The organism is Kitasatospora saccharophila (genome assembly GCF_039529925.1).
Classification (GTDB): Bacteria; Actinomycetota; Actinomycetes; order Streptomycetales; family Streptomycetaceae; genus Kitasatospora; species Kitasatospora saccharophila.
The window spans coordinates 97,492-111,549 of sequence record NZ_BAAANS010000006.1; the positions used below are offsets into that span (position 1 = coordinate 97,492).

Annotated in this window: 14 protein-coding genes and 1 pseudogene; 6 read left to right on the plus strand and 9 right to left on the minus strand. The window is 74.0% G+C overall.

Annotated elements, in window-relative coordinates:
• Positions 1–140: 140 nt before the first annotated feature.
• Complete coding sequence (locus tag ABD345_RS06685; RefSeq protein ID WP_344550866.1) at positions 141–989, minus strand: EamA family transporter; 849 nt, start codon at positions 987–989, stop codon at positions 141–143.
• A gap of 59 nt (positions 990–1,048) precedes the next feature.
• Here ABD345_RS06685 and ABD345_RS06690 point away from each other — a divergent pair, with 59 nt between their 5' ends.
• Entirely contained in the window at positions 1,049–1,894 is an 846-nt protein-coding gene (locus ABD345_RS06690; RefSeq protein ID WP_344550867.1) for a MurR/RpiR family transcriptional regulator, read from the plus strand.
• A gap of 60 nt (positions 1,895–1,954) precedes the next feature.
• Here the strand turns inward: ABD345_RS06690 and ABD345_RS06695 are convergent, their stop codons facing one another.
• The 5 genes and pseudogenes from ABD345_RS06695 to ABD345_RS06715 form a co-directional block, all read right to left on the minus strand.
• Positions 1,955–3,736: an alkyl/aryl-sulfatase gene (locus ABD345_RS06695; protein WP_344550868.1), complete on the minus strand. Its 1,782-nt coding sequence runs from the start codon at positions 3,734–3,736 to the stop codon at positions 1,955–1,957.
• 1,351 nt (positions 3,737–5,087) lie between these two features.
• Positions 5,088–5,558, minus strand: a pseudogene (locus ABD345_RS40270) (fibronectin type III domain-containing protein); the annotation flags it as partial.
• Positions 5,559–5,655: 97 nt separating this feature from the next.
• Positions 5,656–5,937 (minus strand): hypothetical protein, encoded by a 282-nt coding sequence (locus tag ABD345_RS06705; protein WP_344550871.1) that lies wholly within the window; start codon positions 5,935–5,937, stop codon positions 5,656–5,658.
• A gap of 180 nt (positions 5,938–6,117) precedes the next feature.
• Complete coding sequence (locus ABD345_RS06710; protein ID WP_344550872.1) at positions 6,118–6,642, minus strand: hypothetical protein; 525 nt, start codon at positions 6,640–6,642, stop codon at positions 6,118–6,120.
• Positions 6,643–6,857: 215 nt separating this feature from the next.
• On the minus strand, positions 6,858–8,240 hold the full coding sequence (locus ABD345_RS06715; protein WP_344550874.1) for an NAD(P)-binding domain-containing protein: 1,383 nt from the start codon (positions 8,238–8,240) through the stop codon (positions 6,858–6,860).
• Between the two features lie 123 nt (positions 8,241–8,363).
• Between ABD345_RS06715 and ABD345_RS06720 the strand changes: the two genes are divergently transcribed.
• Together ABD345_RS06720 and ABD345_RS06725 are read left to right on the plus strand one after the other, a co-directional pair.
• Positions 8,364–8,723, plus strand: coding sequence for an ArsR/SmtB family transcription factor (locus ABD345_RS06720; protein WP_344550875.1), 360 nt, complete (start codon positions 8,364–8,366; stop codon positions 8,721–8,723).
• A 55-nt stretch (positions 8,724–8,778) separates the two neighbouring features.
• Positions 8,779–9,252: a GNAT family N-acetyltransferase gene (locus tag ABD345_RS06725; protein WP_344550958.1), complete on the plus strand. Its 474-nt coding sequence runs from the start codon at positions 8,779–8,781 to the stop codon at positions 9,250–9,252.
• A gap of 160 nt (positions 9,253–9,412) precedes the next feature.
• On the opposite strand, the gene arsB is transcribed toward ABD345_RS06725, so the two are convergent.
• Positions 9,413–10,510: an ACR3 family arsenite efflux transporter gene (gene arsB / locus ABD345_RS06730; RefSeq protein WP_344550876.1), complete on the minus strand. Its 1,098-nt coding sequence runs from the start codon at positions 10,508–10,510 to the stop codon at positions 9,413–9,415.
• Positions 10,510–10,815, minus strand: coding sequence for an ArsR/SmtB family transcription factor (locus tag ABD345_RS06735; protein WP_344550877.1), 306 nt, complete (start codon positions 10,813–10,815; stop codon positions 10,510–10,512). The genes arsB and ABD345_RS06735 overlap by 1 nt, the downstream gene beginning before the upstream one ends.
• A gap of 113 nt (positions 10,816–10,928) precedes the next feature.
• Between ABD345_RS06735 and ABD345_RS06740 the strand changes: the two genes are divergently transcribed.
• Positions 10,929–11,363 carry an arsenate reductase ArsC gene (locus ABD345_RS06740; protein WP_344550878.1) on the plus strand — a complete coding sequence of 145 codons (435 nt, stop codon included), beginning with the start codon at positions 10,929–10,931 and terminating at the stop codon, positions 11,361–11,363.
• A gap of 131 nt (positions 11,364–11,494) precedes the next feature.
• Positions 11,495–12,481 (plus strand): DUF389 domain-containing protein, encoded by a 987-nt coding sequence (locus tag ABD345_RS06745; protein WP_344550879.1) that lies wholly within the window; start codon positions 11,495–11,497, stop codon positions 12,479–12,481.
• 30 nt (positions 12,482–12,511) lie between these two features.
• Here the strand turns inward: ABD345_RS06745 and ABD345_RS06750 are convergent, their stop codons facing one another.
• Positions 12,512–12,988 (minus strand): hypothetical protein, encoded by a 477-nt coding sequence (locus tag ABD345_RS06750; protein ID WP_344550880.1) that lies wholly within the window; start codon positions 12,986–12,988, stop codon positions 12,512–12,514.
• 242 nt (positions 12,989–13,230) lie between these two features.
• Between ABD345_RS06750 and ABD345_RS06755 the strand changes: the two genes are divergently transcribed.
• On the plus strand, positions 13,231–14,055 hold the full coding sequence (locus ABD345_RS06755) for a class I SAM-dependent methyltransferase (protein WP_344550881.1): 825 nt from the start codon (positions 13,231–13,233) through the stop codon (positions 14,053–14,055).
• Positions 14,056–14,058: the final 3 nt, after the last annotated feature.

Here is a 14,058-nt window from a genome sequence, read left to right on the forward strand (position 1 = left end):
CGCCTTCTCCGCCGGGGCGCCGGGCTTCCGGTGGGTTCACCGGCCGGGGCGGGCGGCGGTCCGGGCGGCGGTCCGGGCGGCGGTCCGGGCGGCGGTCCGGGCGGCGGTCCGGGCGGGTGCGGTCCCGGTGGGCGGGCCGGTCAGCGCATGAGCACGATTCCGGCGAGGACGACCGCCCCGGCCGCCAGTCGGACGCGGCCGAAGGGCTCGCGCAGGAACAGGGTGGCCAGGAGGGCGGCGACGAGGATGCCGGTCTCGCGCAGGGCGGCCACGGCAGCCACGTCGCCGTGGGCCTGGGCCCAGATGACCAGGCCGTACGCGGTCATGGAGAGCGCGCCGCCAGTCAGTCCGGTGCCGAGGACCGGGCGCAGTTGTGACAGCAGGGCCCGGCGGCGCCGGGCCAGGGCGATCAGCGGCAGGACCGGGCCCTGGCACAGGAAGAGCCAGGCGACGTAGGGCAGCACGCTGTCGGTCCGGTGCACGCCCACGCTGTCGACGAGGGTGTAGGCGGCGATGACCACGCCGGTGCCGATCGCGGCGCCCACGGCGGGCAGGTGGCTGCGGCGCAGGCGCCCGGAGGCGAGGGTGAGCGCGGCGAGTCCGCCGGACACCAGCAGGACGCCCGCGCCCTGGAGCGGGGTGAGCGTGCCGCCGAGAACGGTGACCGAGGTGACGGCCACCAGCAGCGGGGCGACTCCGCGGGCCAGCGGGTACGTCTGGCCGAAGTCCCCGAGTTGGTACGCCCGCAGGAGGAACAGGTGCGAGGCGGCCTCCAGTGCGGCCGAGGCCGCCAGGAACGGCCAGGCGCGGGCGGAGGGCAGCGGCACGCAGCAGGCGAGGACGGCACCACCGGCGGTGTAGGCGCAGTTGATGAGCGCGAACCCGACGAGTTTGTCCGGGATCCGGTGGGCCATGGCGTTCCAGACCGCGTGGAGGACCGCGGCCGCGAGGACGGCGGCGAGGGCGGGGCCGGGAAGTGGTGCGGGCATGGCGGAGCGACTCCTGCCGAGGGGAGGTATGGAATGGAATTCCACAGTAGACTACGAACATGGAACAGAATTCCGGCACGGGTGGGCTCGCCGCCCGGATCAGGGCCAGGCTGCCCGAACTGCCCGAGACCGAGGCCCGGGTGGCGCAGGTGGTCCTCGACCAGGGCGCCGCCCTGGTCCGACTCAGCGTCAGCGACGTCGCCGCGCTCGCCGGCACCGCGGCCTCCACCGTCGTGCGCGCCTGTAAACGGCTCGGCTTCCGCGGCTTCCAGGAGCTCAAGATCGAGGCGGCCCGCCAGGCCGAGAAGCCCCCGCCCCCGACCACGGACGACCCCGTCGCGAACGTGCTCGGCCAGGTCCTGCACGCCTCCCGCGAAGCCCTCGACGGCATCGCGACCACCCTCGACACCGCCGCGCTCGCCGCCGCTGCCGCCGCCCTCGACGCCGCGCCGCAGACCGTCGTCGCCGCGGCCGGACTCTCGGGCGCCGTCGCCCTCGACGCCGCCTACCGCCTGCGGGCCCTGGGCTGCCCCGTCGACGCCCCCGCCGACCCCCTCACCGCCCAACTCGCCGCCGCCCGGCTGCCCCCCGGCGGCGTCTGCCTCGCCATCAGCCACACCGGAGCCACCCGCAGCACCGTCGACGCCGCCCGCCGCGCCCGCACGGCCGGCGCCCGCGTCGTCGCCCTCACCAGCTACGCCCGCTCACCGCTGAGCGAGACCAGCGACCACGTCCTCGTCGCCGGCGGCCAGGACCTCGTCTTCGGCCTGGAGACCTCCGCCAGCCGGATCGCCCACCTCGCCACCGTCGACGCCCTCGCCCAGACCCTGATGGCGCTGCGCCCCGACACCGCCCGTACCCACCTCGACCTCTCCGCCGACATCACCGCCGACCACGCCCACTGACCTCGGCCCGCCCGGAGACGTCCTGCCCCGCGGGCCGGCCCCCGCGGGGGCCGGTCGCGGTCAGCGGTCGGAGAGCCGGATGGGGGCGGGGTCGAGGGGGTCGAACCAGCCGAGGAACTCGCGCAGGTCGGCGGGGGTGCCGCGGGTGATCTTCGCCTGCCCGGCGTCGACGGCCTGGGCGAGGGTGCCGTACAGGTCGCGGTAGACCATGCCGAGCACGACGGGCTTGGTCAACTCGACGGCGAGGTCCGGGTGTTCGGGCAGGCCGGGGACGGCTTCGAGGACGCCGCGACGCACGTGCAGGGCCAGGTCCTGGCCGCTGTCGGTGAGGTGGAGGTGGAGCGTCCGCTCGGCGTTCGCGCTGCGCGCGGGGTCGATGCGGACCCGCAGGCCCTCCAGCAGGGCGGTGGCGGGCAGGGCGGCGATCTGGTCGGGGGCGTCCAGGCTCAGTTTGCGGCTGTAGTCGATGGTGCCGTCCAACTCGCGGGCGGCGGTGAGGTAGTAGTTGCGCCAGTTGCTGTTGGGGGTGGTGTAGCCGATCCGCCGCAGGGCGTCCGCCTTGACCTGCCGGGCCTCGCGGTCGGTGGTGTCGATCCGCACCAGGTGCCGGGCCAGCTCGGCGGCCCACTGGTGGTCCCCGCCGTCCGCCGCCTTGCGGGCCTCGGCGAGGACGGCCTCCCGGCCGCCCATCAGGTCGACGTACCGGCGCGAGGACTCGGCGGGGTGCAGCGGGTCCAGGCTGGTGGGGTCGGAGTCGAACCAGCCGAACTCGCCGACGTAGATCTCGCGGACGGAGTGCGGGACGCCCCCGTAGAAGTCGCCCAGCCACTCGCTGGCGGCCAGGTGGGCGGGCAGCCGCACCTCGCGGACCAGGTCGTCGGGGAGCAGGCCGCGGTTCATCTGCCGCAACGTCTGGTCGTAGACGTAGGAGATGGCGTCCCGGTAGTCGCGCAGCACCTTGGCGACCTCGGCCCGGCCGGCCACCGGCCGCCCGTGCGAGGGGATCATGAACTCGGCGGGCAGCGGGCGCAGGTGCCGGTCGATGGACTTGAACCACTGCTGCGGGTCGCGGTAGCGCGAGCCGCGGATGGTGTGCAGGTTGGGGAAGGACTCGCCCTGGATCACCTCGGCGGACTGCAGCACGCCCAGGTCCGGGAACCAGGTGATCAGTTCGTCGATGGCCTCGCTCGGCGCCCAGGAGTGCACCATCCGCACCCCGGCCACCGTGTGCTCCAGCCGGTCGTCGACCAGGACGGTGGGGGCGATCAGCGAGATGGTGCGCATCACGAAGTCCGGCCCCAGGCCGCCGTTGACCCGGCCCTCGGGGCCGGTCTCCAGCAGCGAGCCGAGCGAGTACTCGACCCGGGCGGCCAGCAGCGGGCCGGTGCCGGAGGCGTTCCCGGCCAGCACGTTGGCCATGAAGTCGCGGTGCGCGATGATCACGCACTCGCCCGCGTCGACCTGCTCCTGGGTGACGAACGCCTTCACCCCGGCGTAGTGGTCGGTGTGCCAGTGCGAGTAGACGATCGCGCGGATCGGCAGGTCGGAGATCTTCCGGACCTCCTCCAGCTGCCGCCGGCCCTTCTCCACGTCCTCCGGCGGATCGATCAGGATCAGCCCGTCGGTGCCCACCACCAGGGTCAGCGCCGACAGCGCGTACCCGAAGACCTGGTAGACGCCGCGGCCGACCACCTCGAACACGCCCGGGTCCATGGTGCGCGAGTGCTCGGTCATCGCCCGCGGCACCGTGTCCGCGTACTCGGTGTACGCGCTGTTCTCCCCCGAGGGCGTGAACGTCATCCCCTCGTCCGCGCCCAGCCAGTACTTGCGTCCTGCCGTCATCGCCACACTCCCGCCGCCACGCCGTCAGATCCCCCCGTCCTCCGCGGGCCGGAGCCCCCGCCACACCCGGTGCTGGACCATCCGGGTGGTGCGGGGGCTCCGGGGTGGGGCGGATCGGGCGGGTGCGGCTGCCGGTCTGGACCAGGCTCACCGGCGGGTCGACGGACAGGCTGTCGTAGGGGCCGCCGCTGTCCCAGATCCGGTAGGAGACGGAGGCCAGGGTGGTGGACCAGTTCAGCTTCAGCTTCTTGACGCGCAGGCCCAGGTTGATGCTCCCGCCGAGGTCGACGGTCGCCCAGGGGGTCTCGGCGGGGGCGGCGCGGAAGGTGACGCTGGGCGCGGCGGTCACGCTGGGGCCGGCCGCGCCGTAGAGGTAGAGGTAGAGGTAGAGGGTGAGCTTGGCGGGCAGCGCCACCGTCACCGAGACGGAGGGGGAGAAGGCGGTGTGGAAGCCGGTCTCCGCGGGGGTGGTGAGGTTCTCGGCGTAGAAGCCGCCTCGGTAGCCGACCGCGCCGCCGACGACCTGGTGGTAGTGGCCGCTGAAGGAGACCTCCAGGCCGCCCTTGCCGTCGAGTTGGAGGGAGAGCGACAGTTCGGGGGTGATCACGACGGGCACGGGGCCGATGGCGAAGGTGATCGGGTTCAGTTCCACCTTGGCGAGTTCCTCGTTGAGGAACGACTTGTTGAAGTAGGCCGAGAGCTTCGCGTCGAGGGAGGCGCGGACGTCGGCGGTGGCCCGGAAGTCCGCGGTGACCCCCTTGAACAGGGAGAAGTCCAGCGACGCCGACCAGTGCGGGTCCAGGGAGATCTCGCCGCGCAGCGCGGAGGAGACGGTGAGGGTGCGGGTCGGGTCCTCGGGGTTGGGCGTCACGGTGACGCCGAAGTCCCAGCCCGCCGCGGCGCTGATCGCCCGTGGGCGGCGGCCGCGGTCGTCGAGGTTGAGCCGGACGCCGGGGTGCAGGGAGCGCACGGAGCGGATCTGGTCGCGCTCCAGCACGCCCGCGAACGAGGCTTCGCCGTCGTCGATCGCCTGCTCCAGCGTGGCCTCGGTGGTGCGCACGACCAGGGAGGAGCCGTTGTCGTCGAGCCCGGCCACGGTCCGCAGGACGCCGCCGGGCACCTGGGCGTTGGCCGCGCCGACGATGATCTGCCCGGCTCGCAGGCCGCGGACCTGGTCGGTGGGGGTCCTGAAGGTGACGGTGTCCTCGGTGGCGGCCGACATCCCGGCGACGGAGTCGGGCGACAGGACGACCGTCTTGTCGTCCACCCGCACGCCCGGTTCGACGGCCTCGGCGGCCTTCGCCTGCGGGCCGGTGCCGACGGCGTTGCGGGCGGCCACGGAGACGGCGTAGTCGTGGTCGGGGGCGAGGCCGTCCACGTGCAGGGAGGTGTCGGAGGTCTCCAGGACGCGGTCGTCGACCGAGACCGTGTAGCCGGTGAGCGCGGAGCCGCCGTCGTCCAGCGGCGCGCTCCAGTGGACGTCGAGGCCGGTGCCGTCGGCGGACGGGGAGACGCTGACGTCGCCCGGGGCTCCGGGGGCGCGGGCGGGGCCGGGGGTGACCTGCCCGCTGGCCGCCTCGCCGGGGCCGGTCCTGTTCTCGGCGCGGACCGCGACGGTGTACTCCCGGCCGTCGTCCAGCCCGCCCAGTACGGCGCCGGTGGTGTCGGGGCCGGTCTCCACCCGGTGGCCACCGGGCTCCGCGGTCACGACGTAGCGCGTCAGCGGGGAACCGCCGTCGTCGGCGGGGCCCCAGAGCACCTCGGCCGAGCCCTCCCGGCCCAGGACGGGCGCCGTCGGTGCCAGTGCCGGGCCGGGCTGCACCGGGTCGGAGGGCAGGGAGGTGGCATCGGCGCCGTCGGTGTTCTGCTGGCTGACCGTCAGGCGGTAGGTCGTCCCGTTGGCCAGGCCGGTCAGCCGGTCAGCCGGTCAGCCGGGCCGTCCGGGCGTCCGACGGCACGGTGAGGCTGCCGCCGCCGGGGGTCGCGGTGACGACGAAGCCCCGCGGGCCGCCCCGGCCGCCGATGAAGTCCACGTCGACCGCGCCGTCGCGCGCGACCACGTCGGTGATCAGGGGCGGCGTGATGGTGGGAACGGGCGCCGGCTCGGCCGCCGGTGCGGCACCGGCGCTCCCTGCGGCGCCGGCCAGCAGCGTGCCCGCCAGGAGCACGGCGAGGATCCTCCGCACAGTTGCGACCTCCAAGAACCGGGATGGTTACTCCACGTCACATCGATGTGTGCTGAGAGTTATCACGGCTGTTCAGCGGCTCCGTGGAGGACACGTCTCGGGGAGGCGGCCCCGAGCGGGTCAGGCCGGCCCCCGGCCGGGGCCGGGGGCCGGTCGAGGATCTGACGCGGGGTGCGGGGTGCGGGGTGCGGGCGGTCAGAGGCCGGCGATGACGGTGTCGCCGGTGAAGTCGAGCTCGGCGACGCCGGTGGTGGAGCAGGCGTCGAGCTGGGTGTTCGCGGCGACGGCGGTCGAGCTGACGGTGGCGCCCTGGAAGGTGCCGGCGGTGATGCTGCCGGCCAGTTCGACGACGGTGGTGCCGTTGACCACGCGGGTGTTGATCCGGGTGAAGCTGAAGGTGCTGGTGGTGGAGTTGTTCCAGGTGTAGGTCTTGCTGCCGGTCGGGAAGTTGAGCAGGTCGGTGCAGGTGAGGGTGGTCGTGTAGTGGTCCGAGGCGGTGGCGGAGGTGTAGCCGGTCGGCAGGCCGGTGCACGTCCAGGTGGTGGCGGCGTCGACGGTGACGCTCTGCGCGGTGTCGGTGATCGCCGGGCTGTAGTCGGCCGTGGTGCTCGCGGTGCAGTCGAGCACGACGGTGTCGGCGTGGGCGGTGCCGGCCGGCACCAGGACGGCGGACAGGGCGGCGGCGGACAGGGCGGCGGCGAGTCGGTGCGGGGAGCGCATGGGGAGCCTCCGTACGTCGGTGGGTGAGGGTTCTCCCATGATGGGCCGTCACATCACGGGAGAACAGCCGCGCATCGGGCCCGCCGCGCGCCCGCGGGGGCGCGGGCGAGATCGCCCTCGGCCGCGCCGCCGACGCCGCCGAGGGCTTCCGCTCCGCCCCGCGCCCGCTGCGCCGGTGATGCGCCACGTCGGCCCCGAAGCGGCAACGTGGCAGGTCAGCAACGGTTGTCGGGCGTGCAGGAACTGCCGGTGGTGGGGGTGCCGAGAGTGATGAGCCGTGGAGATGCGGGAACGCTGCAGCAGCCGCCGTCCTGCCCCTGGTCCTGGGTGGGTTCGTCGTACAGGCCGGCGCCGCCGCAGACGCCGGTCTCGGGGAGGGTGAGTTCGACCCGGGCGGCGGCCTCGTGGTCGCCGGCCAGGGCGGCGGCGACGGAGCGGACCTGTTCGTAGCCGGTCAGGGCGAGGAAGGTCGGGGCGCGGCCGTAGGACTTCGTGCCGACCAGGTGGACGTCCTGCTCGGGGTGGCTCAACTCCCTGGCGCCGTGCGGGTAGACGGTGCCGCAGGAGTGCTGGTTGGGGTCGATCAGCGGGGCGAGCGCGACGGGCGCCTGGAGGCGGTCGTCGAGGGCGAGGCGCAGTTCGGTGAGGAAGGACAGGTCGGGGCGCAGGCCGGTCAGGACGATCACCTCGTCCAACTCCTCGGTGCGGGTGCCGTCTTCGGCGACGAGGGTCAGCGTGCCGTCGGTGGCGCGTTCGACGGCGGCGGTGCGGAAGCCGGTGAGTGCGGTGGCGTGGCCGTCCTCGACGGCCTGCTTGGCGGCGAGGCCCAGGGCGCCGCGGGCGGGGAGCTGGTCGGCGGTGCCGCCGCCGTAGGTGGAGCCGGTGAGGCCGCGGCGCAGTACCCACACCGCGTGGGTGTCGGGCGCGTCCTGCGCGAGGTCGGCGAGGGCCGCGAGCGCGGTGAACGCGGAGGCGCCGGTGCCGACGACGGCGGTGCGCTTCCCGGCGTACCGGGCCCGGACGGCGGGGTCGCGCAGGTCGGGGACGCGGTAGGAGATCCGGTCGGCGGCGACGCGCTCGCCGAGGGCGGGCAGGCCGTCGGCGCCGAGCGGGTTGGGGGTGGCCCAGGTGCCGGAGGCGTCGACGACGGCGCGGGCGAGCAGGCGTTCCTCGCGGCCGTCGGCGCGGGTGACGTGGACGGTGAAGGGCTGCTGCTCGCGGTCGGCGTCGACGATCCGGTCGCGTCCCGCGCGGGCGACGCCGGTCACGCGGGCGTCGTAGCGGACGCACTCGTCGAGGACGTCGGCGAGCGGCTGCAGGTACCGGGCGACCCACTCGCCGCCGGTCGGGTAGGCGTCGGCGTCGGGGCGGGTCCAGCCGGTGGGGGCCAGCAGTTCCTCGGCGGCGGGGTCGACGACCTCCGCCCAGGGGGAGAACAGCCGCACGTGCGCCCACTCGCGGACGGCGGTGGCGGCCGACGGCCCGGCCTCCAGCACCAGCGGTTCGAGACCGCGCTCCAGCAGGTGGGCGGCGGCGGCCAGGCCGATCGGTCCGGCGCCGATCACGAGGACGGGCAGGCCGGTGGTGTCGGAGGTCATGGCGGCTGGCTCCCCTTCGCGCTGGGCGGTGCGGCCCCGCCGCGATCCGCCTGATTCGACAGACGTCGATGTGCTGTCGTCTCCGACCTTGCCCACTGAATCGATGGATGTCAATATAGGCGTATGTCGAATTCGAGGGTCGAGTTGCCGGTGCTCGCACCGGAGGTGGTGCCGTGCTGCCCGCCGCTGACCTCGGCGGAACTCTCCGAGGCGGACGCGGCGCGGATGGCGACGATGTTCAAGGCGCTGGGCGACCCGGTGCGGCTGCGGCTGTTCTCGAAGGTCGCCTCCCACCCGGGCGGCGAGGCGTGCGTGTGCGACATCCAGGACGTCGGCGTCTCCCAGCCCACCGTCTCGCACCACCTGAAGAAGCTCCGCGAGGCCGGACTGCTGGCCTCCGAGCGGCGCGGCACCTGGGTGTACTACCGGGTCGAGCCGTCCGTCCTGGCCGGCCTGGCCCGACTCCTCGACCTGAACCGCTGACCCGAGACCCCGAAGGAGAGCTCTGGTGCCCGTCAGGCTTCCGCCGCTCGCCCCGATGCGGCCCGAGCACGCCGAGCAGGTGCTCGCGATCTACCGGGCGGGCATCGAGGGGGGAAACGCCACCTTCGAGACCGAGGCGCCGAGTTGGGCGACGTTCGACGCCGCCCGCCTGCCCGCACACCGGCACGTCGCCCTCGGTCCGGACGGGAAGGTGCTCGGCTGGGCGGCGGTGAGCGCGGTCTCCACCCGCCCCGCCTACGCCGGGGTGGTCGAGCACTCCGTCTACGTCCACCCCGGCCACCGCGGCCGGGGCATCGCGGGCGCCCTGCTGGCGGCGCTGATCGACTCCACCGAGGCGGCCGGGATCTGGACGATCCAGTCCGGCGTCTTCCCGGAGAACACCGCCAGCCTCGCCCTGCACGCCCGCGCCGGCTTCCGCGTCATCGGCACCCGCGAACGCATCGCCCGCCACCACGGCGTCTGGCGCGACACCGTACTGATCGAACGCCGCAGCCCGTTGATCGGCTGAATCCGGCTGTCCGGACCCCTGGAGGGGACGGCGCGGCGGAGGAGGACGGCGTGGTGGCCCTCGACGCCGCCTGGGCGCGGGAGCAGTTCGCCCGGTTCCTCGGCCCGACCGGGTACCACCGGCTGGTCGACCGATGGGCCCGATCCCGAAGGGGGCTCGGTCAGCTCGCCAGGGCGAACTTCCTGCGCCGGGCGAGGGAGACGTAGACCAGGGCGATCAGCACCGGGACCTCGATCAGCGGGCCTACGACGCCCGCGAGGGCCTGGCCGGAGGTGACGCCGAAGGTGCCGATGGCCACCGCGATGGCGAGTTCGAAGTTGTTGCCGGCGGCGGTGAAGGCGAGGGTGGCGGTGCGGTCGTAGCCCAGACCCAGGCTCTTGCCGAGGGCGAAGGTGCCGAACCACATGAGCGCGAAGTAGGCGAGCAGCGGCAGGGCGATCCGGGCGACGTCCAGCGGCCGGGAGGTGATCGTCTTCCCCTGGAGGGCGAACAGGATGACGATGGTGAACAACAGGCCGTACAGGGCCCAGGGGCCGATACGCGGCAGCAGTTTCGCCTCGTAGCGTGCGCGGCCGAGCCTCCGCTCGCCCAGGCGGCGGGTGAGGAACCCGGCGATCAGCGGGATGCCGAGGAAGACGACGACGTTGAGGGCGATCCTCCCCATGGAGACGTCGAGGTGCTCGCCCTCGCCGAGGCCCAGCCAGCCGGGCAGCAGGTCGAGGTAGAACCAGCCCAGCAGGCCGAACATGACGACCTGGAAGACGCTGTTGAGCGCCACCAGGACGGCGGCGGCCTCGCGGTCGCCGCAGGCGAGGTCGTTCCAGATGACCACCATGGCGATGCAGCGGGCCAGTCCGACGATGATCAGCCCGGTGCGGTACGCGGGCAGGTCGGCCAGGAAGATCCAGGCCAGGGCGAACATCACCGCCGGGCCGACGATCCAGTTGACCACCAGGGAGGAGGCCATCAGGCGGCGGTCGCCGGTGACGGTGTCGAGCCGGTCGTAGCGGACCTTCGCCAGCACCGGGTACATCATGACCAGCAGGCCGAGCGCGATCGGCAGCGAGATCCCGCCGACCTCCACCTTGGCGAGCGCGTCGTTCAACCCCGGGATCAGTCGGCCCAGGCCCAGGCCGACGGCCATCGCCAGCAGGATCCACACCGCCAGGTAGCGGTCGACGAAGGAGAGCTTCCCGGCGACCGACGCCGACGCTGCTCCAGCTGCTCCGGCGTCCGGCGCGGCCTCGGTGCGGGGCATCAGCAGGACCTCTTGGTGTCGGCGTGGGTGCGGGCGGTGGCCGCCAGGTCGGCGAACCGCGCGGACAGCGACTCCAGCACCTCCGGGCGGAGCCGGTAGTACGTGAACCGGCCGCAGGGCTCGGTGTCCACCACTCCGGCGTCCCGCAGCACCTTGAGGTGGTTGGAGAGGTTGGTCTGGCGGGCACCGGTCTCCGCCACCAGGTGCGTGGTGCACAGGGTCTCGCGGGCCAGCAGGGTCACGATCTGCAGCCGCAGCGGATCGGACAGCACCCGCAACAGTTCAGTGTCGACTGACATCACCATGGGCTGATACTTTCATATCAGCCGGGGCTGACGCCAGTGACAGCTGATGCTTCCTGCGGTCGCTGCCGCCCGCCCGGTCCGGATGCCCGACCCGAACGAAGGACCGTCCACCGATGACCGCCGCCGCGCCGCTCGCCTCCGTGCTGTTCGTCTGCGTCCACAACGCCGGCCGCTCCCAGATGGCCGCCGGGTTCCTCGCCCACCTGGCGGGTGACCGCGTCGAGGTCCGCTCCGCGGGCTCCGCCCCCGGCGACGAGGTCAACCCGGCCGCCGTCGCCGCGATGGCAGAGGCCGGCGTCGACATCTCCGACCGGAAGCCGAAGATCCTCACCACCGAGGCCGTCCGGTCCTCCGACTACGTCATCACGATGGGCTGCGGCGACGCCTGCCCCTTCTTTCCCGGCAAGGAGTACCTGGACTGGAAGTTGGAGGACCCGGCCGGCCGAGGAGTCGAGGCCGTCCGCCCGATCCGCGACGCCATCAAGGCCCTGGTCGAAGACCTGATCGCCGAGATCGACGCCAAGGCCGGTGCCGGACGGCACGACTGACCCCTCGCCCGCGCAGGCCGACGGCGGCAGCGACTTCGGCAGCGACTTCGGCGGCGGGGTAGCGCGGCCGGACGGGTGAGCGGGGTGCGGCGGACCGGGGCTCCGGGGGCGGGGCGCCGGAGACTGGTCCGATGATCGGTTCGGTGCGGGAGTGGGTGCTGCCGGAGCGGCAGCGGCGGTCGGTGGAGGAGTTGCGGGGGGACCTCGACCTGTCGGCGGGGGAGGTGCGGGCCAAGCGGTCGGCGTTCTGGACGATGCTGGTGCTCTCGGCGGTGATCGCCGCGTGCGGGGTGCTGACCGACTCCACCGCGACCGTGATCGGGGCGATGATCATCGCCCCGCTGTCCACCCCGATCATGGGGATCGCGCTGGGCGTGGTGCGGCGCAGCATCGGCGGCGCCGGGTGGTTCGTGCTCGGCGGTGTCGCGCTGGTGGTGGCGGTCGGGGCGCTGGCCTCGCTGGTCGTCCCGTCCGGCTACGACCTGCTGGCGGACGGCCAGATCGCCGGACGCACCTCGCCCGGCCTGCTCGACCTGGCGGCCGCGCTGGCCACCGGCTTCGCGGGCGCGGTCGCGCTGGCCCGCCGGGACGTGGCGGCGGTGCTGCCGGGCGTGGCGATCGCGATCTCGCTGGTGCCGCCGCTGGTGGTGGTCGGGGTCTGCGCCGGGCAGGGCGCCTGGTGGCTGGCGCTGGGCGCGCTGGTGCTGTTCGTCTCCAACCTGCTGGCGCTGGTCTTCGCCGGGATGGTGGTGTTCGCCGCCATCGGCGCGGGGCCCTCCAGGCGCGGCCCGCGCCGCGCGTACGCCACGGTGGGGGTGCTGTTCGCGGCGGTCGGCGTGCTGCTCGCGGGCAGCACGGTCGGCACCGTGCTGGTGCACGTGTGGACCAACCGCACCTCGGCCGCCGCGACCGCCTGGCTGTCCGCCGTTCCCGGCGCGCAGGTGGTCGACGTCCAGGCGCGCTCGCGCACCCTGCACGTCGCCGTCCGCACCCCCGCCGAACTCCCGCCCGTGGAAGGGCTGTTGGCCGCGCTGCGCGGCGAAGTCCCGGACGGCGTGCCGGTGGTGGTCACCACCACCGAGGGCCGCCGCATCGAGGCGGGCCGGGTCGGGCGCTGAACCCCGGGGCGGCGGGTCGGGGGAGCGGGGTCAGCGGCGGCGGACGGGGACGGCGGCGAGGCTGGCGAGGAGGGCGATGACGTTGATGCGCACGGTCTTGTCGTTGGTCGACGCCTGGTGGGCTTCGATGGTCTGCCGGTCCACGTCCTGGCCGGGCGGGGTGAGGCCCACCATCATCAGGTCGACGCCGTAGCCGACGTAGCGGGCGTGGTCGGCCGCGGCGTTGGCGGCCGTGACGTGGTCGATGCGGACCGGGTCCGCGCCGCGGATCAGGGCGGGGGTGGGCGCCGGGCCCAGGACGCCCCTGATCCACTGGGTGACGGCCTCCCGGGAGCAGCCCGGTTCCAGGTCGCTCGCCGACGAGGCGGCGAGCGCCAGGTGGATCAGGAGCAGGGCGAACCAGTTGGTGGTTTCGGCGGGAGGCGTCTTCACGCCCGCCGGCGGCATCACGGACTCGTACAGGCCGGCGGCGTCACCGGCCTGCACGGCGGAGATGACGGCGCTCACGGCCCTGTCGATGGCAGCTTGCTCGCCGGACACGTAGCAGGTCCCCCTCGCATGTCGGTGGCTGGGAGTCCAACGTAGCGTTCCCGCAAGCGGATCCGGGCCGATTCGGCACGGCTCACTCCCCGGTGGGATACTCCGGCGCCGCGGGGCGCCGCGGGGCCCGAGGGGCGCCGGACACGCCGTTCACCGGAAAGGGTGACGGTCACCCGGGCGGTCGCCGATCCTTCCTAGGATTCGGCCCCATGAACGAGCAACTCACCATGCCCACCGCGGTGCAGGAGGCGTACGGGCCGGACGACGTGAGCCGGAAGCCCGTCTTCGCCGGAGGGTTCATCAACTTCGGGCACTGGCAGGACATCGACCTCGGCCGGCCGCTCGACGGCGCCGCCCGGATCCGCAGCCAGGAGAACCTCTACCGGTGCGTCCTGGACGCCGCCCTCCCGCCGGGCGCACCGGCCCCGCGGGTCCTGGAGGTCGGCTGCGGGATCGGCATGGGGTGCGCGCTGGCCCTGCGCGAGTACGGCGCGGCGCTCACCGGGATGGACATCCACCCCGAGCAGCTGCGCCGGGCCCGCGCCGCGCACGCCGAACTGCTCGCCGCCGAGCCCGAACGGCTGCGGTTCGTCCACGGGACGGCCGAGCAACTGCCCTTCGAGGAGGGCGAGTTCGATGCGCTGGTCAGCGTGGAGGCGGCCCAGCAGTTCCCGGAGCTGACCCCCTTCGCGGCCGAGACGGCGCGGGTGCTGCGCCCGGGCGGCCGGGTGGCCGTGGCCACCTTCTTCGCCGTCGACGACGCGCCCGGGCGGCGGGCCCGACTCGCCGAGCTGCTGCCCGAGTTCCCCGCCGGGCTCGACCACGCGCGCCCGGTGCGGGCGCTCACCGACGCCTTCGCCGCCGCCGGGCTGACGGAGGTCCGGGCCACTTCGATCGGGCCGCACGTCTGGTCCGGCTGGGACGCCTGGGTCAGCAAGTTCTGGGCCCCCGAGACCCGGCCCCGCAACTTCCTGCGGGCCTACCGGGAGGGCTGCTACGACTACTACCTGGTGACGGCCGGAGCACCGCGCTGACGG